The following is a 22,791-nucleotide window of genomic DNA, read 5'->3' as shown; positions in this document are numbered from 1 at the left end:
CAGAGCGCACCCGTCACCATTCAACACTCTTTAGCAGGACTTCAATGAAACTCGTCACTTTTCAATGCCGCGGATATCAATCGATCGGTAAGGTAGAAGGCCAGCAGGTTATCGATCTGCCCGCCAGCGACGGCAGATTGCCCCGCACCATGCTGGAACTGCTGCAGGGCGGCCCCGCGCTCATGCAATACGTCAGGAACGTGCGCATCGAGGACGCCGTCACGTACCCGCTTTCGGACGTGCGACTCGACGCGCCGGTGCCGAACCCGTCGAAGTTCCTCGCGATCGGCATGAACTATCGCCGCCATGTCGAGGAAGCGAAAGCGGCAGGCATCCAGGTGCCGGACAGCCAGGTCTGGTTCAACAAGCAGGTCTCGTGCGTGAACGGCCCGTTCGACCCCGTGCAAATGCCGAAGGTATCGGACAAGCTCGACTATGAAGCGGAACTGGGCGTCGTCATCGGCCGCCGCTGCCGTCACGTGTCGGAAGCCGAGGCCGCGTCGGTCGTCGCCGGTTATGTCGTGTGCAACGACGTTTCGGTACGCGACTGGCAGATGCGCTCGCCGACGATGATGCTCGGCAAGTCGTTCAACACGCACGGCCCGTTTGGTCCGTGGCTCGTGACGCCGGATGAAATCGCCGATCCGCACGCGCTGCAAATGCGCATGCTCGTGAACGGCGAATGCCGTCAGGAAGTTCGCACCGGCGAGATGATCTACAACGTCTGGCAGCAGATCGCTTATCTCTCGACCGTCATGACGCTCGAACCGGGCGACGTGATCGCGACGGGCACGCCGTCGGGCGTGGGTGGCGCAGCCAAGCCGCCGCGTTTCCTCAATATCGGCGACGTGCTGCGCGTGGAGATCGAGGGCATCGGACACATTGAAAACGTCGTCGTGGCCGAGCCGGTCTGATCGACTCAACGGAGAAAAAATACTTGGCACGTAAAGTCATCATTACCTGTGCAATCACGGGATCGATTCATACGCCGAGCATGTCGCCGCATCTGCCGGTGACGCCCGACGACATCGCACGCGAAGCCATTGCCGCGGCAGAGGCAGGCGCGTCCATTCTGCATCTGCACGCGCGTCATGCCGAAGACGGACGCCCGGCGTTCGACCCGTCGGTGTATCGTCAATTCCTGCCGCGCATTCACGCGGCAACCGACGCGGTGATCAACCTCACCACGGGCGGCGCGGTCAATATGACGCTGGACGAACGCCTCGCCGGCGCGCTCGACATTTCGGCCGAGATGGCGTCCTGCAACATGGGTTCGCTGAACTTCGGGATCTTCCCGGTTCTCGACAAGCTGAAAGAGTTCAAATACTCGTGGGAAAAAGACTTTATCGAAAGCACGCGGCGTGCGATTTTCCGCAATACGTTCGCGGATATCGAAGAAGTATTCGAGCGGCTGGGTGATGCGCACGGCACGCGCTTCGAATTCGAGTGCTACGACGTGGGGCATCTCTACAACCTGAAGCACTTCGTCGATCGCGGGCTCGTCAAAGGTCCGATCTTCCTGCAGTTCGTGCTGGGCATTCTGGGTGGCATTGGCGCGGATCCCGAGAATCTCGTGCACATGAAGCGCATTGCGGACAAGCTGTTCGGCGACAACTATCAGTGGTCAGTGCTCGGCGCCGGCAAACATCAGATGCCGCTGATTACGCAGGCCGCGCTGATGGGTGGCAACGTACGTGTCGGCCTTGAGGATTCCCTTATGATCGGTCCGGGCAAGCTCGCCACCTCGAACGCCCAGCAGGTCGAATTGATTCGCGACATTCTCACGCGCCTTGGTCTGGAAATCGCGACTCCCGCGGAAGCACGCGAAATGCTCGGCCTCAAGGGTCGCGACAAGACGCGTCTGGACGCAATCAGCCAGTAAGGTAAGCATCGGCGCGCGACGGCATTGCGACTGGCGCACCGTCGCGCGCAATCGGGAAAAAAGGACATATCGATGAATCATGGCGAAGACGCAGACATCATTCATCAACTCGAAGAAGCGCGATGCGCCGCAATGCTGGCGGGCGACGCGGCCACGCTGCGCGATCTGTTCGAAGAAGGCCTCGTCTATATCCATTCGACAGGCGCGCGCGACAGCCGCGAAAGCTACCTCGACAAGCTCACGAGCGGCGCGATGCGCTACGAAGCAGTGAAGTTCGACTTGAGCGAGATTCAGACCGGTGAACGCTTCGCGCTGGTGTGCGGCTCCATGACGGCGAGCGTGCGCATCGCAAGCGGGACGATAGCGGTTGCGAGCCAGTACGAAGCCGTCTGGATGAGGACGAACGGCACGTGGCGTCTAAGCGTCATTCAGGGGTTTCATTCCGAAGCAGACGCCGCCCGACGCTGAAAATCGTTCACGTCAGAAAGAATTCTTCAATTATACAAACATAGGAATCCCCAGCAAACATCACCGCGAATATTCAAGGAGCTATCGTTGAAAGTGGTGTACGCGGCGTAGGCGGGAGGCAGGAGAAGGCGGTGGCGATTGAAGGAGAATGTTGCTTTCCACGGTAACACTTTCCCAATCGAACTCCACCACCATCGCGAAACATACTCAGGAAACGAAGAGCGGTCAAACGACGGACGCGGAAATCAAGGGGGCGCCGGGTCTGGACGATCTGATCCAGCAAGGGGCGCGACGAATCATCCAGCAGGCAATCGAGGCGGAACTGGCGGCGATGCTCGAGCAGTATTCGAATGTGAAGTCGATCGAGGGCCGACGGGCAGTTGTGCGCAACGGCTAGCCGTTCATGCGGCCATGGCTGTTCCCGGTCCGTTGATCAACGCAAGGACCTTGCGCTGCCGCTCGTTCGAGGGCAGTTGCAGGAGCCTTTGCTGACTCGCATGCAGGGACGCGCGTGTCTCGAACGGAGCGCCGGCCAATACCTCTGCTGGCGCCAGTTCGTTCAGCGCGTCCTGCGCCGTGACCAGGAAAGCATGGACCTCGGTTCTCAACGCCCCCCGAAGGGCGAGCAGGAGATAAGCTCGAAAGTGGTGTACGGGGGAGTTGAGGCGTGAAGTTGAAGGCGGTGGAGGTTTCAGCTGAGAATCTGATTGTCAAAGTCGGAAACCAGCAAACAACAAACCATCCACCATGAAACCGCCGTATGTGAGGAAGTCGCCGCGCGTGAGTGCCGCACTGCCATGCTTTATCTGAAAGGGATCTCGACAGGCGACATGAACGAGGCGCTGAGCGTGTTGCTGGGCGAGGACGCCAAGGGGCTGTCGGCGAACGTGGTGAGCCGCCTGAAGGCGCAGTGGGCCGACGAATATGCGAACTGGAGCCGGCGCGATCTGACGAAGTCGCGCTACGTGTACTGGTGGGTCGACGGCATTCACACGGGGCTGCGCAGCGAGAACTCGGACGGCCAATGCCTGCTGGTGATCATCGGCGTGAGGCCGGATGGACGCAAGGAGCGTGTGGCGATCGGTGACGGGTATCGCGAATCGAAGGCGTCATGGCAAGAGCTGCTGCTCGATCTGAAAGCGCGCGGCTTGCAGGCCGGCCTGCTGCTGGCCGTCGGCGACGGTGCGATGGCCGCCGCTTGACTGTCGCTTAAACTGGCCGGGCGAATGACTCTTGACGGCCGACGGCTGCCTGTGGGCGCTGGCGCCGCAAAACTGCCCTTCACCGAAATGCGCAGCTTACCCGACGGCCGCTTTCGGCTAACATTGGGAACCGCGGCTCTCGGCCAATACCGGTCCTTCGTAATCGATTGGCGAACGTCTGCTGATCGGTGACGAGCCGCCATTTGGCTGCGATTCGTCGTACGTGCCAGTTTCAATTCAAGCGCCGCGTGCGGCGCTCAGATTTCGTATCGAATGCAACGTGTCAAGGCGTCGCGATATTCACGTTCCACGTGTGCGCTTTGATGCGCAACATGGAGCCTTCCCTCTGTGCAACGAGTAAAAAGTTTCCGCTAACGTCCATGGTCCGATCATCCGGTACGTTGATATTCCCAGTCCAGGTTCCCGATTCCCAAGCCACGTTACCATCAGATGTGCAAAACGCCTGCTGCATTTCCAAATGGTTCCAGACTTTGGTTGCCACTTCGGCCCATTCTTCGAGTCCCTTTCGGCCGGAAACGGCTTCCTGCCCCGCTGGGATGAGAATGGCGTCTTCGGCAAACAGAGCCAGCCAGCCGGGCGTATCGTGAGAATTGACTGTATCAATGAACCTACCGTTTAACGCAGCAAACGCTTGCGAGATGTCCATGGTCCTACCTCCTTAATGCATTGAGGCGTGAGGGGATGTTCAGTTCTTCGCGTTTAACGCCCAACCATCGCGATATGCACGCCGCGAACCTTCCGGTTGGTTAAATATAATCAACTGAAAAGGTTAATGCCAGCGGGGCTAGCTTGATGGATCGGACAAAGGACAGCACGGCTCGTCCGATCTGAATCGTCCTTCGCGAGAGGTAGGCGAGGTTGCGGCGGAACGGCCGCTTTGGAGCGGCGGATTCAACCGGTCGATGCAACACAATGAACGTCGCATGAGCGGCGGGAGTGTTGCAAATGAAACAGAGGCGCCGGATCTATTACAGCGAAAGCCAGAAGGCATTGATGTGGGAACGCTGGCGTAAAGGCGAGTCGTTGCAGCACATCGCCCGGCTATTTGACCGCAATCACTCGTCAGTACAGGGAATTCTGGCGCAAACTGGAGGAATCCAGCCTGCACCCCGCCAGCGATCCAGGCTGGCGCTGACGCTTGCCGAACGCGAGGAGATTTCGCGAGGCCTCGTCGCGGGCGATTCGATTCAGTCAATCGCCCGGCGGCTGTCGCGGTCACCGTCCACGGTCTGTCGCGAGATCAAGCGCAACAGTGGGCAGGCCGGCTATCGGGCCAGCCACGCCGACCAGCTGGCATGGGATCGGTCGCTGCGCCCGAAAGTCTGCAAACTGGTCGAGCACCGGATGCTGGCTCATATCGTGGCCAACAAGCTCCAGTTGCAGTGGTCGCCCCAGCAGATTGCTGGATGGCTCAAACGAGGCTGGCGGGGCAACGAGGACTACCACGTGTCACACGAGACCATCCATCGCAGTCTTTTCATTCAGGCACGGGGTGCATTGAAGAAAGAGCTGCTGGAGCATCTACGGCGCACCCGGGCCATGCGTCGCTCGCGCCATCACACGCAGAAAACGGACGATCACGGCAGGATCCGCGAAGCGGTATCAATCAGTGAACGCCCCGCCACCGTGGAAGATCGCGCGGTGCCGGGGCACTGGGAGGGAGATCTCCTGTGTGGCAGCGGCGGCAGCCAGATTGCAACGCTGGTAGAGCGTCAGACACGCTATGTCATGCTGGTGAAGATCGCCAGCAAGGACAGCGAAACAGTAGTCAATGCGCTCATCAAACACGCTGGAAAGCTGCCTCAGGAACTCTATAAATCGCTTACGTGGGATCGGGGAACAGAGATGGCGGACCATAAACGGTTCACCATCGCCACCGACATTGCCGTGTATTTCTGCGATCCGAAACACCCCTGGCAACGTGGCTCGAATGAAAACACCAATGGCCTGTTAAGACAATACTTCCCGAAAGGCATCGATCTGTCGGTCTACTCACAGGCCAAACTCAACGCCGTGGCTCGAAGGCTGAACGAGCGTCCAAGGAAGACGTTGGATTACGAAACGCCGGCTGAACGGTTCCATCGAACTATTGCATCGACCGGTTGAATCCGCCAGCGCGGTGGTGACGTTGGCAGAAGCCAACGGAGGGGCAGAAACGGGTCGTGTGCTGCCGATCGCAGCCTCGCGAGCTTGATGCTGCGCATGCAAATTGCGTGAGTCGGCACCCGGCCAGTTTGAGACGTTAAAAAAGGCGTTTTGACCGTCCGCTTTACGTTCTGAACCGCTCCGTCAACCGCGTCGCTGGGAAGCGCGCGACCCGTAGAGTCATGCAGAGCAAACTCCCGACCCAATGCAGCGCTGACCCGCACCCTTACCTTTCCTTTCCCACATTCTATTTCTACGCCGCCTGATGAGTCGCTAGCGCGGTCAAATGAGAAAGCAACACCGCCACATCTATCATCTGACCATAGTGTCCAGTTGCATTGCCATCAGACCGGACATCTCGATCGATACAAACGACGCCTCTGAAAAAGAGGCTTGTCGGCCACGCTATAGCACCTATCATTGTTGATTGGATCTCATCGCGCAGTGACACACCACGCGGAACGTACGGCGTCCACGCTACGAGACTCTACGCAGGGCCGGACCTATTGTTCGTGCGCACCCGGGTGACGGTTGTGTCTTTCCGTGCCTTCCCCCATCGGTATGTTCACGCCAACTCCCTTCCACGATAGATCGCTCTCAGTTAACGAGCGGATGCTGCGCGCAATTGTGTCTGGCCGTACTGCAGTTCCTGAACCGATTTTTCTTTGGCCTAACGTCTGCAGTTGGAGGCGCTTGCGCGAAGGAGCGGGCAATGGATGTAAGCACTGGTATAGGTGAACTGCGTCACCAGGAAAGAATTGTCGTGGCGCAGAAGCCTGAACTTGTCGAGGATAGCGTCACCGCGACACAAGTCGAAGGCGTCGAACTCGTCGTGATTAAGCATTCGGATGCGATAACGATTTTCGAAGGCCGGTGTCCACACCAGGGCACGCTGCTGTCGGAAGGCTCGGTAAAGGACGGCGTTCTGACTTGTCGAGGACATGGCTGGCAGTTTGAATGTGCATCGGGTTGCGCCCTCAGCCAGAAGGGTGTCCGTCTGAAGCAGTTTAGCGCGCTGGTCGATGGCGCTCACGTGCTCGTTTATAGGGATGAGGTGCAGAAGTGGAAAGCCTTGCACGTAAATGCTGGTCAGCCATCGTCGCCGGCCTCTCCGCGCCCAGTCCGCTCGCTAGCACAACTTCCAGGCCCCAAGGGGCTCCCCATTTTGGGTAACTTACTCCAGTTACATCCCACGAGGCTGCATCTCACCTTGGAGGAGTGGTGCCGCGACTTTGGGCCCATCTATACGTACAGGCTGATGCATCGACCGTTCGTCGCTATTGCGGATCCTAACCTGATCAATCAGATCCTGCGCGATCGGCCGAGAACCTATCGTCGCTGGGATGCAATTGAAAACGTCTCCAGGGAGCTTGGGATGAACGGCGTGTTCTCCGCTGAAGGAGAGGCATGGAGAAGGCAACGCCAGTTGGTTGCGCAAGCGTTGGACCCAGCGCATTTGCGAACGTTTTTCCCGACGCTGTGCAAAGTGACCGAGCGCCTGAGGCGCCGCCTGGACAAAGCGGCTCGCGAACAGCGATCTGTTGATATTCAGAAGGACCTGATGCGCTATACGGTAGACGTGACGACGAACCTCACGCTTGGGTACGACATGAACACCCTTGAGTGCGAGGGTGACGTCATCCAGCAACATCTCGAGCGGATATTTCCGATGCTCAATCATCGGATCAACACCCCGTTTCCCTATTGGCACTACCTCAAACTGCCCGACGACAGAGCGCTAGATCGTGCTGTAAAGGCGCTTCGCGAGATCGTCAGTGAATTTATCAGCGACAGTCGCGCACGCCTTGCGCAGTCACAGGATCTTGCGTCACATCCGACCAACTTCTTGGAGGCATTGGTAGTTGCTCAAGAAGACGGCTTGGCTCCACTAACAGATGACGAGGTGTTTGCGAATGTATTTACGATACTTTTGGCCGGCGAGGATACCACGGCAAACACGATCGCCTGGATGACCTATTTCATGTGTCGTCACCCCGACGTTCAGCGCAGGATGCAAGAGGAAGTCGACTCCGTCGTTGGACAGGCGGTCATACTTGAAGACCTTGGCGATACTGATCGGCTTGCGTTTCTCGATGCTGTGGCCAACGAGACCATGCGACTCAAACCGGTCGCACCCGTTCTAGGCCTCGAAACCAATCGCGACGTCCTGATAGGTGACGTTGACATCCCGAAGGGAACAGTCATCGCGCTGCTAACACGTTACCAGGGCTTAGAGGACAGAAGTGCTTCAGAGGCTGACGCATTCGCCCCCGACCGCTGGCTCTCTGGCGCCGATGCCGCCAGCCGTCATCGCGCTGGTTTCGTGCCCTTTGGGTCCGGGCCCCGCCTTTGCCCGGGGCGGAGTCTCGCCTTGCTCGAAATACGATCCGCGATCGCAATGATGTGCCGCAACTTCCGTTTGTCAGCATCCGAAGGTATGGCTCCGGTGGAAGAGGTGTTTGCATTCTCGATGATGCCCCGCAATTTGCGTATCGATTTCAGCGTACGCCACTGATCATTGCCGCACTGACCAATAATGAAAGGAGGAACGAAAATGGAGCTTCCCGACATCTTGCACAATCGTCGGGCACCCATAGCCAACTGCGGAACCGAAGCGGATTTTCTGTCAGGTGTAACTCGCGAGGATATCCAGCAAACATCGCGCGCGCTCGGGAAGAACATCGTCCGCACGCCCCTACTTCCGCATGCGGCCCCGGGTAACGATCGCTCAATATTTCTCAAGCCAGAGAATTTGCAGCCGCGCGGATCGTTCAAGGTACGTTGTTCACTCAATGCGGTTTCCAACCTTACGCCCACTCAGTTATCGAAGGGGGTGTACACGGCAAGCACTGGGAATTTCGCGCTGGGCGTGACGCAGGCAGCGCGTGCACGCCAGGCAGACGTGAGGGTCTATATCACGAAAACCGCCTCGCAAAGCAAAATTGCGGCGCTTCGCGAGTTGGGTGCGAAAGTCGTCGAAATCAGTTTCGAAAAATGGTGGGCCATCCTCTGCGGTGAAAAGCCGGTGGACGAAAACGGAACGTTCCTTCATCCGTGCTCGGGTCGCGATGTCATCGTTGGCAACGCAACCATCGGGCAGGAAATTCTTGAAGATCTCCCAGACGTGGACGCAATTTTGGTGCCTTTCGGCGGCGGAGGACTGGTCTTGGGCATCGCGCTGGCGTGCGCGCGTTGGGGTTCTCTCGCGGATGTGTACGCATGCGAGACCGAAGCTGCGACGCCGCTGCGTTCCGCTTTGGCAGCAGGCGGCCCTGTCACGGTGCCTGTCGACGCCAATTCCTTCGTCACGAGCATTGGGGTTTCGACTGTACTGGAATCAAATTGGCCACTCCTCAACGCGATGGTGGACGGCGTCGCTGTATCGTCGCTCGACGCAACTGCCGATTCCGTTCGTCAGTTAGCAAAACACAATCATCTCGTGGTGGAGGGCGCGGGTGCAGCGGCGCTTGCAGCCGCCTACCATCCTTTTTTTGCTGGCAAACGCGTGGCCGTGGTCCTTTCAGGGGGCAGCATTGATATTGACGTTTTCGCTTCAATCCTGACTGCAGACAGGTATGTCTAGTGAACTTCGTCAGGACTGGGCATCTTTGCGGCCGATCGGCGAGGCGATTGTCGGCCCGTTACGACTCCTGCAGAGTGGGCCGCGCTTCGATGGCCCGGATAAGGCCGGTCCCCGATTAATCTTGGTTGTCAGCATGCGTTGCTTCACTTTCTCACTATCCACAATGGTCTGGTGTCGCCCGACAAGCGGACTGTCGTGGATGTTCTCCGACTGCCTCCAATGGGTCGGGAAGAGCCAACCGTCGCTGGAACGGGTTCGGCCAGGTCCCGGTCAGTCCGACTTCATGCGCGAATGACGGGTGCTTAGACCGAACCGGCCGGTCGTGTGCATTGCTGCAGCGCGGCTTAAAGATCCGGGCCAGTAATCTCGATGCGCTCTCCACTCGATGGAGGTATTTTGCGTTCCGCAACTCCCACTAACTTTTGCTTTCCCAACTGAAACGCGAGCAGCAACTGCTTCTGGCTGTCGTCTGCCGCTCCGAGGTATTCGCAAACAACCTCCGGTCTGAGTTCGAAGGCGCAGTATCCCCACCCGAAGCCATACGCGGAGAACCACAGCGCTGACCCGCTGTCGACGATTGGGGTTGTCAGTTTGATGTATGACGAGTCCATGGCGTTCGCCCTCCAGACTGGTGGTTGCCGAACTGGATTGTCCCACAACGCGTCCTCATGGCCGGGTGCTACGCGACATCACGCCGCACTGACGACAGGCGGCTTCGGCTGGTTGTCGAAGGTCTGCCCGGCGGGGTGGCATCTTCTGGCTGCATACCAGTCACCTAAAGTGGGGCTTTGAATGGCGCGTCAGGGTCGCAAGTACTCGTTCACTTTCCGCGGGACGAGCCATTCGCGACCACCGACCTGTGAATGACAGGAAAGCGCCCCATACCCGCCTGACCGGCACCGATGCTCGAATGACGGCTCAGGCCGAGAAGCTGTATTCAGCCTCGCGTCGGTGAATGGCCGCTAGTCGTGGTTGAACAGCCGCAGATCCCGCGGCGCCCCTAACGACGGCAGATGGACTGCAGGGATGATTGAAGACAGCGAGCTGTCGCAGTATGAACCGGGCCGCGTGCCTCGTTCAATTTCGTCTCGGTCACCAAGCCGCGGCACAGCCATACCCCACTGTCTATTTCGAAGTCGCGATCAATCACATCGCCGCGGGTCCTGCGCCAAACCCTGCCCGGTCAACCCGAGGCACGGCATGCACCCGGCTCCCCGCTCCCCGCCCTTGACCCGCGACCGTAGCCGATAGCGGCCACGCATCAAGGGGCGAGGGACCGTGTTGCCCGCACCCCTCCCTCGCCTTTTTCCTTGACGCCTGCCCGCGATCGGCTCCTCGAGTCGCACGGGCGGGAGCCAGGGAGCCAGGCGGCAGCAAAGCCAACCCCGAGTTCCACCGGAAAGTGTCCAGCCGCAACGGCAAACCACATTCCATCGCCCGGTTCAGGTCCTCAACCTTGACTGTGGAGACTGCCATGCAACTCGCTTCCTCTTTCCATTACGGCTCCCCGATGCTGCGCGCTGACTCGCCGCTTTCAGACGATCAGATCCGGCGCGTCGCCCCGTCCATCTTCGCTGATGGCAAGCACGAAAGCCGTTCGGAACGTTATACCTATATTCCGACCATCGACGTCCTGCGCGGTCTTCGGACCGAAGGCTTCCAACCGTTCATGATCTGCCAGACCCGCGTGCGCGATCAGGGCAAGCGCGAATTCACGAAGCACATGCTGCGGCTTCGCCATGCTGATCAGATCACTGGCGAGGAAGCCGATGAGATCGTGCTGCTGAATTCTCATGACGGCACCAGCAGCTACCAGATGCTCGCCGGCACGTTCCGCTTTGTCTGTCGGAACGGCATGGTCGCGGGCGACAACATCGCCGATATTCGCGTACCGCATAAAGGCAACGTCGTACAGAACGTGATTAACGGCGCGTTTGACGTTCTCGACGGCTTCGACCTGATCCGCGAGCAGAAGGAAGGTATGCGAGCCGTCGAACTGAACCTCGACGAACAGCATGCGTTCGCCCGCTCCGCCCTCGCCCTGCGCTACGACCCGACCGACGCCGAGGCAGCCGCCCCGGTCACCGAAAGTCAGCTACTGGTGCCGCGCCGTTTCGAAGATCGCCACGACGATCTCTGGACGGTCTTTAACCGGGCGCAGGAAAACCTCACCAAAGGCGGCCTGCACGGGCGCTCTCGCAGCGGGCGCGCCATGTCCACGCGCCCCATCACCGGCATCGACCAGAACGTGAAGCTCAACCGTGCGCTGTGGATGCTCGCTGACGCCATGCGCCAGATGAAGGAGTAAGCGCCGCAGGGGCGGGAGCGTTTTGCCTCCCTCGCTCCGTCACATTCCATCAGGACTCCTATCCGGGTCACGTCCTGGTGGAATCGGACAGCACCCGACCCGGAACCTTCCTTTTTATTTTTCTGGAGTCGGTCATGCAAGCTCAAGTCGAAACCGTCAAGGCGAACACCGACGAAGCCGTCTCGCCGCTCGAAACCAACTTCGGCGACGAACAGCCGCTCGTCACCGTGCCGTATTCCAGCCTGCGGTCCTCACCGCTCAACGCCCGCACGAAACCGCTGTCGGGGAGCAAGGCACGCATCGCGGACGTTGTCTCCGCTGCCGTGTCACCGAAAGCCGCCACCGACCTCAACAAGATGAAGAAGACCGACGCGGCAGCCGCCGCCGAGCTTCGGCTTGCAAAGGTGGCATGGCTCCCGGAAATACTCACCGATCGCGAAGCCCCGGCCACGCCGTCACGGGAAAACCGTGACGACGAGGATAAAGACGGCGCCGATGCGGGCGATACCGGCAACGGCGCGGACGACACGCCGGAAGACGAAGACGTCGATGCTGAGCCGGATGCCGGTAACGGCACGGAGCACGTCAACGATACGCCCGCCGACGCAGAAGCCGCCCCTGTCGCCAGTAGCCCGCTGACGTCGTGGCCGTACCCGACTTCGGACAGCATGGACAGCGCGCAATCCGGCTCCCTCGTAGCGTGATCCCACCTTTCGCCCCGCCAACGGGACGAGGCAGGCGGCAAGCCCGAATGCGCCGCCTGCCAGACCTGAACCGGTGGAACACATCATGACCCAACCGCATCCGCATGGCCGTGCTCACCATCAATGCCGAAGGCTCGCCCGACCTCTCCCTGACTTTCGTTGAAGCCACCGATCTGCAATACAACGAAGGCAAGCACTACGACATGGCCCTTGCCCGCGCCGAAGATGAAGGCTACCAGGCACCGATGATCGCCTTCGACCAGAACGACGCGGCTGCAGACGAGCTCCGCCACGCCGCTGAATTCATGGAGGGTGACACCGACGAGGTATAACCCGTGCGGGCAGACGGCGACCCGTCTGCCCGCACCCAATGGACGCCAGCCCACCATCCGGCCAGCCCGCCCGCGCCCGCGGCCAGCAGCATCACAATCAGTCCGCCGACGACCAGCCCATAGCACGCCCGCACGAGCCGCCGCAGGGCGACGCGCTCGAATGACGTGAGCGTCGTGTCGATCCGTTTCTGTTGGTCACGTACGGCGACAGCCGTCGCCCCCACGAGCCGGTTACCGGCAACGCGGGCAATGTGATTCGCCGCCCGCTGCGTGAGTGTAGCCAGCGCCTCATCGTTCAGCGCCGCAAGCGCGGCCCGGTAGCGCGCCTCATGTTCATCGATCATCTGCCCGGCCAGTTCAATCGTGGCCTTGCAGCGCGCGAGCGCGTCACGATGCTGCGTCATCAACGCATCCGTCGCTGCCCGCGCCTCCGTCCGCACGACATCCAGACTGCCCGCGCCTGCCTGCCGGATGCGCTCCGGCATGGCCTCGTAGAGTCGCCCGTAGTGCTCGAGCATGACCAGCACAGACCACAGCGCATCGTTGTCGCGGAGGTTGAGCGCACTCGATACCCGACGCATTCGCAGCACACTGGCATCGTCGGGCAATTCGCCCGTGACGTCGAGAAACAGACAGGCGAGCTCGTCCACCGGCCTGCCCTGCCTGCTATCCATCGACCGTTACCTTGGCGAACATGGCATCGCACAACGAACGCCAACGCAATAGCTCGACCCGTTCACCGATATGCATCGTCTCCGCTGCCTTGCGAATCGACATGCGCCGACTGCGAAGCTCGTCCGCGACCCGATCCGCAAGATCAGGAAAATCCAGTGAGTGACCGCGCGATTCGATGAAACGGCGAAGCTGCGACCCCTGATACAGCGTGAACTTGTCCGCCGGACCGAAGTAGCCATTGCGTACGACGTTTATCACCGCGTCCGGGAACGTCTCGTTGAAAGCGCTCAGCAATTCAAGGCTGTCGCGTTGCCGGTTGATCACCCACAGGACAACAAGCCGGCGCCGAAGCTCGCCAAGCGCGCCGGCCAGTGTCGCCCCGAACTGCTCAACACCCGTCTGGCTCCGCGCCGCCGTGTTGACAACGATCGCTGCGTCTCGTTGCTCGTCGCAGAAATTGACAAGGCCGATCCAGCCGTCTGCATCGTCCAGGCTATAGGCAATGCAGCGCATATCATCCTGGACTGCTTTCATCACGTCTGGGTTGGAGGTATCCGTTTCCACAAGCGCCGCATGAATATCCCGCCGTAGCAGATAATCGGCCAGCGCGAGCGCAACAAAACTCTTGCCTACGCCGCCCTTGCTGCCACCAACGAGATAGATGGGGTAAGTCGTCATGTCCATTTGAATCCTCTAAAGGTTCTCGGTGTCAGGCCTGATCTCGAATGAGAACGCGTCACGCATCACCATGCTTCCCGGCCTACTGACAATCTCTCCCGCATCCTGCTTTTGATTTTCTCTGACAGCCTCCGCGCGCGGTACATCGTCCTTGCTTACCTTCTTCGTACGAGGCGATGGCGCGGCATTGTCTCGTGCCGATTCCTTTGCAGACTGTCGAGCTGGTTTGTCTTTCTTCGATGGGTATAACGCGTACTTGACAGAGCCAACGCTAAAATCAACGCCCTTCTTCCGCGCATGTTCAACGATTTCTTCCAGCGTATATCCCTTCTTCCTCACCGCACCGATTACCAGACGCATCTCTTTCATCGCATCGGTAATAGAGACGCGCTGCTCGGCCTCTGGCTTGACCGGCAGTGATTCCAGAGTGCGGACAAGCTCATCCCATTGCGCCCGGGTATAGCTTTTCGCAACTGGCATGGCTCGCTCCGTCGTGCTCTCTTTATCCCATCTTGTTCACTCGGGAAGACCTCGTCAACACCTGTTTTTGGCCGGATTTTCGCTATCGGAACGTCATGGAATCAGACGGATCGCGTTGGAATAAAAGAAATATTTTGGACACGTCTGGCACGAGCAACGGACCGGGCCGATGTCCGGAAAGACGTAGCGAAGGGATTCCGGGCAAACTTCACGATGGCGCAGGCGCAGAACGATCACAGGCAACGGGCTGAATCGTGCTGGCCATCAGGATTCACACAATGGAACTGCGAGCCGATAGAGACACGATAGTCTCGCAGACTATATCCCTTACTCTACGAACTCCCGATAGCCCTGCCTGCATATCTTTGGGAAAGACCGGCGAGATTTTAGGAGATCAACAGCCGCCCGAAGCTGAATCGACGTTGCCGATTCAGCGCGTGCGATTACCGACTCCAGCCGCGGCCCTCGCAGACATCTGACATTCAGGTAGCGGCAGTGGACCGGATCACTACGCAGAAATCCGCCTGCCCAGTATGCAGACTCGTTCAATCGACATCCCGCACCATGAGATTCGGTGTGCGGTCGAGCAAAGGAAGAACAGCGGATTCATGGGGTGCATCCCGCGGACGCATCTGGCCACCTTACGGAAATTCCCGGCCAACCTCGCTGAAAGCGCTTAGCCGGAAGGGCGGTTTCAAAGGTGAAGCGCAACAGCGGGTTAATGAACGGAAGCTGAAGTTATCGAAGCGGTTGCGAGCATACGTTCGAACACCTCGAATGGCGAATGAAATGCATGCGTAGCACGCGGTCGGCTGTTGAGGCTGTCGGCGACGGCATCGAGGTCGTCCTGGCTGTAGATCGAGAGGTCGGTGCCTTTTGGCAAGTACTGACGCAGCAGCCCGTTGGTGTTCTCACAGGTGCCGCGTTGCCAGGGGCTGTGCGGATCGCAGAAGTACACGCGCACGCCGGTGGCGGCGCTGAGTTCCTGATGGCGGGTCATTTCCTTGCCCTGGTCGTAAGTGAAGCTCTGGCGCAGAGGGGCGGCGATCGAATTCAGCTTGGCAGTGAAGCCCGCCAGTGCCGAGGCGGCGGTGGCGTCTTCCATCTTCGCCAACAGCACCAGGCGACTGGTGCGCTCAACCAGCACGCCGACGGAAGACTGGTTGCCAGCGCCCTTGATGAAGTCGCCTTCCCAATGGCCTGGCATCACCCGGTCGTCGACCTCAGGCGGGCGCACATGGATGCTCACCATGTCGGGGATCTGGCCGCGCCGGTCAGTGCCCCGCTTGCGTGACATACGCGTGCTGTGGCCGTGGCGCAGACAGGCGATAAGCTGGCGGCGCAGCTCACCGCGTGGCTGGGCATAGATGGCTGTGTAGATGGTCTCGTGGGAGACGTGCTGGGTCGGATCGTTGGGCCACATGCGCTTGAGGGTACCTGAGATCTGCTGGGGCGACCACTTCCATTCCAGCAGGGTGAGTACCACGCGCCACGACACGCTTTGAGGGCGCAGCTTGGGACACGGGCGCGCAGCCTCACGTCGGCTCGTGCTGAGCGCCTGCGCCGGTGCAGACGCATAGCCCACGGCAGAACACGCGTTTCTGGTCAGCTCGCGGCTCACGGTTGATGCTGCGCGGCCGAGTGTTCGGGCCATGGCCCGAACACTCGAACCCTGCTGCTTCATGCTTGCAATCGCCATGCGTTCTTCAGGCTGCAGTTGTTGGTAACTTCTTTTTTGCATTGGCACACCTTACACGAGCAAGGTGTTGCACTTCAAATTTGATCGCGCCGTCTATCTTCCGTTGTTCGGGGAATCACACACAGGCCGCGGGCAGTTTTCTGCGAGGTATTGCAAGCGACATGGCCAGTCGACTGATGTCCCAGATGAACGCTGCCAGTTCGCGAGCAATAGCCACGACCGTGATGTTGATGGGCTTGCCTCGCGCGGTCAGCCGGCGGAATCGTCGGCACAGCCGTACCTGGGCGTCCCAGGCGCGGTCGATGATGGCCTTGGGCAGACCTTCGAGACGGGCCTGGATTTCCGGACTGACGCGGGCAGGATGGCGGTAACTCCAGGCCGCTTCGACCAGCAGCCTTCGGGCGTAGCTGTTGCCGGTTTTGGTAATGCTGCCCTGCCGGCGTTTGCCTCCCGATGAATGCCCGGATGGGGTTACGCCGAGCCAGGCCATCAGCTGACGCGGGTGTTCGAAGCGGGACAGGTCGCCCACTTCTGAAACTATCCCGACGGCGGTAACGAACTGGACGCCCCGCATGGCCTGCAGGGCCAGCACTACCGGATAGAAGCGCCAGGAGATCACCGCTTCGCGCAGGGCTGTTTCGAGACGGGCGCACTGCGCAAGCCGGTCCTCGATCGTGCGCCGGTGTTCGTCAAAAGGCAAGGTGCTGCCAGGCACTGGGAAACGAACAGCGGCCCAGCCAGCGACGGTGCGCCTCGCCCCAGTTTGCGCTGCCGGTATAGCGAACGCCATGCGCGAGCAGGAACGAGTTCAGTCGATGCCGTGCACGCCGCAGATCCTCGCGGGCAGCCGCCCACGCGCGGGCGAGATCCCGGAATGCCTCGTCTTCAATGCCGGGCACGTACACGGCCGACAGGTCGTCGGCGCAGCGAGCGCGCCAGCTTGATGGCATCACGCCGGTCGGTCTTTACGCGCTCGCCCGGCTTACGCGGGATCAGTGAAGGTGCGCAGACCATGCAGTCGAGGCCCTTCTGGACGAGCTGACGGTACAGCCCGTAACCACATGGACCTGCCTCGTACACGACGCGTACGTGCGGCGCCTTGGACTGCAGGCGCGTGCACAGGCGATCGATGTCGGCCCCGGTCGTACCGGTCTTGCCCAGCATTTCGACCTCGCCCGCGTCGATCGCGCAGGCGACCGTGATCGACCCCTTGTGAAGATCCAGTCCAACGTATACCGTGCTATCGTTTCGCATGCTGGCCTCCGTGGAGGAAATCGCCGGGGCGCGGCCCAGTCCACGCCCGTGCGGCTCTGACAGCAATGCTAACCCGCGTTCAGTTTTCCCACGGCGGGCCAGCCCCTGCCTCACGCAAAGTCATACTGCCTTCCGGTTCAGCCTGAGCCTGCGCGACATCGAGGAGCTGTTGCTCGAGCGTGGTGTCGTGGTCACGTACGAAACGATCCGTTGCTGGTGCGACAAGTTCGGCGCTCGATTCGCACAGTGCGCAAAAGCGGCGCGACGCAAGCCGGCGAGCATATGGCATCTGGACGAGATGTTCGTGACGCTGCGCGGCGAGCCGTATCTGTTGTGGCGAGCGGTCGACGAGCATGGTGCCGAACTCGACGTGCTGGTGCAAAAGCGGCGCGACAAGGCTGCGGCAAAGCGCTTGTTCCGGCCGGGTGCTGCGTTCAAACCGGTGCCGCGCAAGATCGTTACCGACCAACTGCGCAGCTATCCGGCGGCGAAGGCTGATATTCCTGAGCTCGCTCATGTGAAGCACGTTTTCGTCAAGGCGGCTGCACGCGTGAACAACCGTGCCGAGAACAGCCATCAGCCGACCCGCAGGCGCGAACGCCAGATGTACGGCTTTCGCGATGCGCGTCGCACGCAGGCATTCCTCTCATGCTTCGGACCGATACGGCAGCACTTCGCGTTGCCCAGACATCAAATGGACGCGGCATGGTATCGTGCCGTACTCAAAGAACGCTTCGCCACATGGCATGGTTCGACTGTTATTGCCGCAGTCGAGGAAGTTATCCGATAAGGAAAACTACGCTTTGGCTACGTAAGTACCCTCCGCCCCGCCAAGTTGACAGAGCCATGTCAACTGATTAAAGCCATCTGTGGAACGAGCGACGTCACCGTTACAGACGCCTAAGCGCTCAAAGCAGAGCAAAGTACTCGTCACGGTGATGGTCTCGTCCTTACGAGAGCCACTCCCGAAATAGCACTGCCGACGGCCATCAAGGCAATGACTACCCCCAAAGGCTTTGGCGTGCCATTCGCAAAAATCCCGACGAGGGCTGAACCGAAAATGCCTGTGCCGTATTGGACAGATCCAACAAGCGCCGAGACGGCTCCGGCGCGCGACACATAGGTATTGAGCGCTCCTGCGATCGAATTTGCCACAATGAAGCCGGCCATCGAAGCAAACACAAAAAGTGGGACGACCAGTCCCGCGAGACCGCCAATCTTGGTCCATGCCGTCACGGCGAGTGAGACGCCCGATAGAGCAGCGACAACGGTTCCTAGTTGCATTAGCCTATCGCTCCCCACGAGCGGAATCAGGCGTGAATTCAACTGATTCGTGAGAACGATGCCTATAACACTCACCCCAAATAGCAGCCCAAAGGCTTGCGGAGACACGTGATAGTAGGTCATGTAGGCAAACGGCGCCCCAGCGATGAATGCGTAAAGTCCGCCATAAAAAAAGCCGCCTGCACCTGCGTATCCAAGCAGTCTTGAGTGCCGTAGAAGTTCACCGTACGCGGCAAACGCATACACGACTGGATCACGGTTTCGCCGTTCCTTAGGTAGCGTCTCTGGGAGCAACCGGAGAGACGCGAGAGTCATCACCCCGACGCCAGCTAGTATCCAGAATATCGCGCGCCATGATGAAAGGTGCAAAATAAAACTACCCACGCTTGGCCCAAGGAGTGGTACAGCGGCCATCACGCTCATCAGCATCGACATCGCCTGCGCTGCGCGCGGTCCAGCGTAAAGATCCCGTACGATTGCACGCGCGAGCACGACGCCGGCACAAGCGCCAGCCCCTTGGACCACGCGAAAGCCGATAATCATTCCAACATTCGTCGAGAGGGCACAACCGACCGAGCCAATAACGAAGAGTACGAGGCCGACGGCTATCGGAGATCTGCGACCGTAGCGATCACCCGCCGGCCCCCACGCCAGTTGACCAACACTAAAGCCACCCAAAAATCCAGAAATCGTTAACTCGAGCGAGCCGGCGTTCGCATGCAAAGCTTGAGCCATCGTCGGCAAGGCAGGCAGGTACAAATTGGTCGAGATCGACGCGAAGGCCATGAGCACCGTGAGAATCGCGAGAACGCGAACGCTGTGCCCACCCTGAAAATGCTCGCCCTGCGCTACGGTCTCGACGGTTTTTTCGTCCTCCAAAGCTTCATTGGAAACGATCCTCACCGGCGCGTCAGCCGAGTCATTGATGTCTATGTGCAAAATTTCGGAACTGCCTGGTCTCATCGGCTTACCTGTTGATGTAGACACACTTGTTGTAGAGGTAAGTTTTTAGGTTCGCTCGCCCTCCCTCTGCGCCATATCCGCTGTGCTTTGTGCCTCCCAAACCAACCGGTGGATCAATCAATCCGTAGCAGTTGACCCAAATCACTTCCGTGTAAATCCCTTTTACGACGCGCAATGCCGTCGAAATAATTTTGGTCCATACGGGGCCGCCTAACCCGTATTCGGTCTGGTTGCCAAGCACCATTGCCTCTTCTGCGGTATCGCAAGGAATCACTGAAAGAACGGACAAAAAATCTCGTCCCGCGCAATCCTCATCTCGTCGTGGACGTCGGCGAAAACTGTGGGGGTGACGAAGTAGTCAGTCTTGAACAGAGCCTTAAGGCGTTCTCCACCGCAAACCAAATGGGCGCCTTCCTGCGACCCAAGCTCAATATAGGACATCACCCACTCCAGTTCACGCGCTGAAATCAACGGTCCAGTTGCTCATCGACGTCAAGGCTGCGACCAACCCGAATTGACCGCGCAAACTCAGCGACTCGTGCGCAGAATTCCTTCGATTGGCCGCTGCACGAAAACCCGCGTACCAACAAAACATATCTGCCCCGAGTTGGCGAAGACCCGTTGCCACCAAGAGAGGAATGAGATTACCGACGAGCCGGCTGTCAGCGCGCGAGATTTGACAGTATCGTCGCTAACTTAAGGGATTATCCGCTGCGCCCGCAATTCGTCGAAAAAGCGGATGAATTCTGCTTCTGTATCGACCACCCGGTGAAAGCCATGCAGTCGTATCTTTGTCATGTCTGCCATGACATCCCAGCCGCGCGACCAGATATAGTCGGCATAAGTCCATAATGCAACGCGATCATATGGCATGGACGTCAGGCCAGCGCGTTGGACGATGGCGTCCCAGACTCGGCCCTTGTCGGCCATAACATCGGCCAGCGTGGTCGTGCGCACAGGGCCAAGTGGCATATCGAAGTAGCGCGCGAATACCGGCCACAGATTGGCCCAACGGATGTAGTCGCCATTGATCAGATTGAAAGCCTGATTGGCCGCAGTTGGTGCTTCGCACATCCACAGCAGTCCCTCCGCCAGGTGGTCGGCGGAAGTGCATTCATAAATCGCATGGTAGGCCTCCGTAGTGCCCGGAAACGACAACGGCTGTCCGAGCTCACGACAGATCAGAGCATAGACCGCGATGACGCTGACAAGACTGCGCGGAATGCCCGGTACCGCGTGCAAAAGTGCGTCAGGACGGCTAACTGACCAGGTCCAGCGAGCGCCGATCTGCTTCTCCGAGACGTAATCCTGTTGCAGATAATAGAAGTTGGGTACAGCACCGCGCGGATGGTTCTCCTTGGCTGGCGTCATAAATGGTCCAGTATGCGAACCGTAATACTTCATCCCCTGCACCATGTGAATGTGGCGAAGCCCCGGCGCGGCGTCATCAAGGGTATCCACCACATTGCGCACAATCGCCAAGTTCTCTTCCAATGGCTCGCGGCCTCCCTCCGCGAAGTTGTAGCGGGCCGCGCAAAACAGGTGTGTCGCCTCATTCAGCGAAGCGAGCTTTGCCTGGCAGTCTTGTGCATCAGTAAGGTCCACGCCTAACCAGCGCACGCCGGGTATGTCGACGCGGCTCCGAGCGAGCCCGACGACCTCCCAGCCCTTGCGCACTAGCGTGCGTGCCAGACTCGCGCCTACAACGCCACCTGCTCCCGCGATGACGGCCATTCGTCTAGCAGTGGACGGCGAGGTCACCTCAGGGTCACCTTGCGTCTCGTGAGTTCTCTGGGAGACGGCGCCCGACGTGGAGCGTTCCGGTAGATGCCCGGACTGGCCGGCCTCCAGTTCCTCCGCTGTCATTCTGAACACTCCTTGCATCGAGTCCGCTTTTAATCCGGCGCCGTAACGATGGCGCGACGAGTCGGAGGAAGCCGACATAGATGCTCCTTTGCAAATATCAATCTTACGGTTGATGACCATCGGAAAGTGCCCTCGCAAACCGCTGGCAAACCAAGCCCACTAATACATTTTATCTCGCAATACAGGATTTGTTATCACCCTCTTGCGCGCTGCACTTGACTGACGACGAAAAATACAGAGGTGCAAGGAGCCTTTGCAAACGAGAGAGGTTCGGCCCAACTCCATTGGCCCTGCCAAACAGAACGGATATCCTGACGCTCAGCGCATAACACCGCCAAAGTTCGCCAAAGCGAACGAGATCACATCCACGCTTGATGGCGATGTCGACTTTGCTTTGTAGCGCGCCCCAACGTACACAGTGCGCCTCACGATGCACCAGATGCCACGGATAAGCCAAGCTCCGCCGCTAAAGGCACGCCGTCGAAGATTGACCGTGTGGGGACATACTCTAAACCCACAGAGCCACCGTACTTCACGTCACGAAGTGTCTGAAAGACAAGATCGAAATCAACTTTGCCCGTGCCGGGCTCGTGGCGCCCGGGATAGTCGGCTAGCTGAATATGTGCGACGCTCTTTCCATGGTCCCGTAGAAAAGTAACCGGATCTTCACCATTGACGTGTGCATGGTAGACGTCAAGGATAATTTTGATCCCCGGCCGCTCTGCGCGGGCGATCGCTCTGAGGGCAAGATCCAGCCGATCCAGAAAGTAGCCCGAGAAATCGCTCGAATTCACTGGTTCAACGACCAGACCCAACCCTTCCGCTTCAAGGCGGTCGTGCGCCTCGGCGAGGTTCTGGCAATACGTCTCGAAGGCAAGCTCTTCCGAGACGTCCGGCGCCCGTGATCCTGCGAACACGTGAACGCGCGAACATCCGATGACCTTTGCATAGTCGATGACCGTACTGATCGACTGGTCGAACTGCGGCTTTAGCGTTGGAGTTAACGAATAGGCCGGCATGCCAGCTTTATAGTCCGCCGCAGGAGCGCCGATCGAGATCTGCGAAAGTCCGTGGTCAGCGAGCAACTGCGCGTAGTCTCTCGCGGGAACCGAATACGGGAATGGAAATTCGACGGCCTGAAAGCCCAGTTTTCTGGCGGCAGCAAACCTTTGTTCGAAAGGCAACGTTCCGAGGACGTAGGTCAGGTGAATCGAAGCGAGCATCATTCCTCCAAGGTGTTCAAGGGA

General features: G+C 59.3%; 17 protein-coding genes and 5 pseudogenes. 11 read left to right on the top strand and 11 right to left on the bottom strand.

The annotated features are described in order from the left end of the window. The first annotated feature begins 44 nt into the window (after positions 1-44). The 5 genes and pseudogenes from OKW38_RS25040 to OKW38_RS25020 all read left to right on the top strand — a co-directional run. On the top strand, positions 45-914 hold the full coding sequence (locus OKW38_RS25040) for a fumarylacetoacetate hydrolase family protein (protein ID WP_429334960.1): 870 nt from the start codon (positions 45-47) through the stop codon (positions 912-914). A gap of 23 nt (positions 915-937) precedes the next feature. Further along, positions 938-1,882, top strand: coding sequence for a 3-keto-5-aminohexanoate cleavage protein (locus OKW38_RS25035; RefSeq protein WP_429363494.1), 945 nt, complete (start codon positions 938-940; stop codon positions 1,880-1,882). Positions 1,883-1,954: 72 nt separating this feature from the next. Beyond that, positions 1,955-2,350, top strand: a complete 396-nt coding sequence (locus OKW38_RS25030; RefSeq protein ID WP_429363492.1) for a nuclear transport factor 2 family protein — start codon at positions 1,955-1,957, stop codon at positions 2,348-2,350. A 244-nt stretch (positions 2,351-2,594) separates the two neighbouring features. Next, positions 2,595-2,744: pseudogene (locus OKW38_RS25025) on the top strand (IS256 family transposase); the annotation flags it as partial. Between the two features lie 347 nt (positions 2,745-3,091). Beyond that, a pseudogene (locus tag OKW38_RS25020) lies at positions 3,092-3,540 on the top strand (transposase); the annotation flags it as partial. Positions 3,541-3,835: 295 nt separating this feature from the next. On the opposite strand, the gene OKW38_RS25015 reads toward OKW38_RS25020, so the two are convergent. Continuing rightward, a complete protein-coding gene (locus OKW38_RS25015) occupies positions 3,836-4,219 on the bottom strand; it encodes a YybH family protein (RefSeq protein ID WP_429363490.1) in 384 nt (127 codons plus the stop codon). A 299-nt stretch (positions 4,220-4,518) separates the two neighbouring features. On the opposite strand from OKW38_RS25015, the gene OKW38_RS25010 reads away from it, so the two are divergent. The 3 genes from OKW38_RS25010 (at position 4,519) to OKW38_RS25000 (ending at position 9,301) form a co-directional block, all read left to right on the top strand. After that, positions 4,519-5,679, top strand: coding sequence for an IS30 family transposase (locus OKW38_RS25010; RefSeq protein ID WP_429363488.1), 1,161 nt, complete (start codon positions 4,519-4,521; stop codon positions 5,677-5,679). 751 nt (positions 5,680-6,430) lie between these two features. Continuing rightward, positions 6,431-8,233: a cytochrome P450 gene (locus OKW38_RS25005; RefSeq protein ID WP_429363486.1), complete on the top strand. Its 1,803-nt coding sequence runs from the start codon at positions 6,431-6,433 to the stop codon at positions 8,231-8,233. Between the two features lie 39 nt (positions 8,234-8,272). Beyond that, on the top strand, positions 8,273-9,301 hold the full coding sequence (locus tag OKW38_RS25000; RefSeq protein ID WP_429363484.1) for a pyridoxal-phosphate dependent enzyme: 1,029 nt from the start codon (positions 8,273-8,275) through the stop codon (positions 9,299-9,301). A gap of 344 nt (positions 9,302-9,645) precedes the next feature. Here the strand turns inward: OKW38_RS25000 and OKW38_RS24995 are convergent, their stop codons facing one another. Beyond that, a complete protein-coding gene (locus tag OKW38_RS24995) occupies positions 9,646-9,912 on the bottom strand; it encodes a hypothetical protein (protein WP_429363482.1) in 267 nt (88 codons plus the stop codon). Positions 9,913-10,775: 863 nt separating this feature from the next. Here OKW38_RS24995 and OKW38_RS24990 point away from each other — a divergent pair. Both OKW38_RS24990 and OKW38_RS24985 read left to right on the top strand, forming a co-directional pair. Continuing rightward, on the top strand, positions 10,776-11,609 hold the full coding sequence (locus tag OKW38_RS24990) for a DUF932 domain-containing protein (RefSeq protein ID WP_429363480.1): 834 nt from the start codon (positions 10,776-10,778) through the stop codon (positions 11,607-11,609). A gap of 77 nt (positions 11,610-11,686) precedes the next feature. Then, on the top strand, positions 11,687-12,313 hold the full coding sequence (locus tag OKW38_RS24985) for a hypothetical protein (protein ID WP_429363478.1): 627 nt from the start codon (positions 11,687-11,689) through the stop codon (positions 12,311-12,313). Between the two features lie 232 nt (positions 12,314-12,545). Here the strand turns inward: OKW38_RS24985 and OKW38_RS24980 are convergent, their stop codons facing one another. The 5 genes and pseudogenes from OKW38_RS24980 to OKW38_RS24960 all read right to left on the bottom strand — a co-directional run bounded on the left by OKW38_RS24980 (position 12,546) and on the right by OKW38_RS24960 (position 17,431). After that, on the bottom strand, positions 12,546-13,319 hold the full coding sequence (locus tag OKW38_RS24980) for a hypothetical protein (RefSeq protein WP_429363476.1): 774 nt from the start codon (positions 13,317-13,319) through the stop codon (positions 12,546-12,548). Continuing rightward, the gene (locus tag OKW38_RS24975) at positions 13,312-14,004 is read right to left on the bottom strand and encodes a protein mobD (RefSeq protein WP_429334973.1); all 693 of its coding nucleotides are present in this window, start codon (positions 14,002-14,004) and stop codon (positions 13,312-13,314) included. The genes OKW38_RS24980 and OKW38_RS24975 overlap by 8 nt, the downstream gene beginning before the upstream one ends. Before the next feature lie 9 nt (positions 14,005-14,013). After that, positions 14,014-14,478, bottom strand: coding sequence for a hypothetical protein (locus tag OKW38_RS24970; protein ID WP_429363474.1), 465 nt, complete (start codon positions 14,476-14,478; stop codon positions 14,014-14,016). Between the two features lie 718 nt (positions 14,479-15,196). Continuing rightward, complete coding sequence (locus OKW38_RS24965; protein ID WP_429359862.1) at positions 15,197-16,219, bottom strand: IS30 family transposase; 1,023 nt, start codon at positions 16,217-16,219, stop codon at positions 15,197-15,199. 73 nt (positions 16,220-16,292) lie between these two features. Beyond that, positions 16,293-17,431, bottom strand: a pseudogene (locus OKW38_RS24960) (IS110 family transposase). A 130-nt stretch (positions 17,432-17,561) separates the two neighbouring features. On the opposite strand from OKW38_RS24960, the pseudogene OKW38_RS24955 reads away from it, so the two are divergent. After that, positions 17,562-18,221: pseudogene (locus tag OKW38_RS24955) on the top strand (IS6 family transposase); the annotation flags it as partial. Between the two features lie 140 nt (positions 18,222-18,361). Here OKW38_RS24955 and OKW38_RS24950 read toward each other — a convergent pair. The 4 genes and pseudogenes from OKW38_RS24950 to OKW38_RS24935 all read right to left on the bottom strand — a co-directional run bounded on the left by OKW38_RS24950 (position 18,362) and on the right by OKW38_RS24935 (position 22,767). Then, the gene (locus OKW38_RS24950; protein WP_429363472.1) at positions 18,362-19,678 is read right to left on the bottom strand and encodes a multidrug effflux MFS transporter; all 1,317 of its coding nucleotides are present in this window, start codon (positions 19,676-19,678) and stop codon (positions 18,362-18,364) included. 4 nt (positions 19,679-19,682) lie between these two features. Then, positions 19,683-20,119, bottom strand: a pseudogene (locus tag OKW38_RS24945) (aldehyde dehydrogenase family protein). A 255-nt stretch (positions 20,120-20,374) separates the two neighbouring features. After that, positions 20,375-21,622, bottom strand: coding sequence for an SDR family oxidoreductase (locus OKW38_RS24940; RefSeq protein ID WP_429363470.1), 1,248 nt, complete (start codon positions 21,620-21,622; stop codon positions 20,375-20,377). Positions 21,623-21,969: 347 nt separating this feature from the next. Then, positions 21,970-22,767 carry a hydroxypyruvate isomerase family protein gene (locus tag OKW38_RS24935; protein WP_429363468.1) on the bottom strand — a complete coding sequence of 266 codons (798 nt, stop codon included), beginning with the start codon at positions 22,765-22,767 and terminating at the stop codon, positions 21,970-21,972. Positions 22,768-22,791 lie beyond the last annotated feature (24 nt).

The organism is Paraburkholderia sp. MM5496-R1 (assembly GCF_050436205.1).
Lineage (GTDB): Bacteria > Pseudomonadota > Gammaproteobacteria > Burkholderiales > Burkholderiaceae > Paraburkholderia > Paraburkholderia tuberum.
This window is presented reverse-complemented; position numbering and strand designations above follow the sequence as displayed.

What these genes read in the sequence shown, in the direction of transcription:
- OKW38_RS25015 (WP_429363490.1), bottom strand. Translation starts at nt 4,219, where the DNA reads ATGGACATCTCGCAAGCGTTTGCTGCGTTAAACGGTAGGTTCATTGAT.
- OKW38_RS25040 (WP_429334960.1), top strand. Translation starts at nt 45, where the DNA reads ATGAAACTCGTCACTTTTCAATGCCGCGGATATCAATCGATCGGTAAG.
- OKW38_RS24970 (WP_429363474.1), bottom strand. Translation starts at nt 14,478, where the DNA reads ATGCCAGTTGCGAAAAGCTATACCCGGGCGCAATGGGATGAGCTTGTC.
- OKW38_RS24940 (WP_429363470.1), bottom strand. Translation starts at nt 21,622, where the DNA reads ATGTCGGCTTCCTCCGACTCGTCGCGCCATCGTTACGGCGCCGGATTA.
- OKW38_RS25005 (WP_429363486.1), top strand. Translation starts at nt 6,431, where the DNA reads ATGGATGTAAGCACTGGTATAGGTGAACTGCGTCACCAGGAAAGAATT.
- OKW38_RS24965 (WP_429359862.1), bottom strand. Translation starts at nt 16,219, where the DNA reads ATGCAAAAAAGAAGTTACCAACAACTGCAGCCTGAAGAACGCATGGCG.
- OKW38_RS25010 (WP_429363488.1), top strand. Translation starts at nt 4,519, where the DNA reads ATGAAACAGAGGCGCCGGATCTATTACAGCGAAAGCCAGAAGGCATTG.
- OKW38_RS25000 (WP_429363484.1), top strand. Translation starts at nt 8,273, where the DNA reads ATGGAGCTTCCCGACATCTTGCACAATCGTCGGGCACCCATAGCCAAC.
- OKW38_RS24990 (WP_429363480.1), top strand. Translation starts at nt 10,776, where the DNA reads ATGCAACTCGCTTCCTCTTTCCATTACGGCTCCCCGATGCTGCGCGCT.
- OKW38_RS24980 (WP_429363476.1), bottom strand. Translation starts at nt 13,319, where the DNA reads ATGGATAGCAGGCAGGGCAGGCCGGTGGACGAGCTCGCCTGTCTGTTT.
- OKW38_RS24935 (WP_429363468.1), bottom strand. Translation starts at nt 22,767, where the DNA reads ATGCTCGCTTCGATTCACCTGACCTACGTCCTCGGAACGTTGCCTTTC.
- OKW38_RS24950 (WP_429363472.1), bottom strand. Translation starts at nt 19,678, where the DNA reads ATGAGACCAGGCAGTTCCGAAATTTTGCACATAGACATCAATGACTCG.
- OKW38_RS24975 (WP_429334973.1), bottom strand. Translation starts at nt 14,004, where the DNA reads ATGGACATGACGACTTACCCCATCTATCTCGTTGGTGGCAGCAAGGGC.
- OKW38_RS25030 (WP_429363492.1), top strand. Translation starts at nt 1,955, where the DNA reads ATGAATCATGGCGAAGACGCAGACATCATTCATCAACTCGAAGAAGCG.
- OKW38_RS24995 (WP_429363482.1), bottom strand. Translation starts at nt 9,912, where the DNA reads ATGGACTCGTCATACATCAAACTGACAACCCCAATCGTCGACAGCGGG.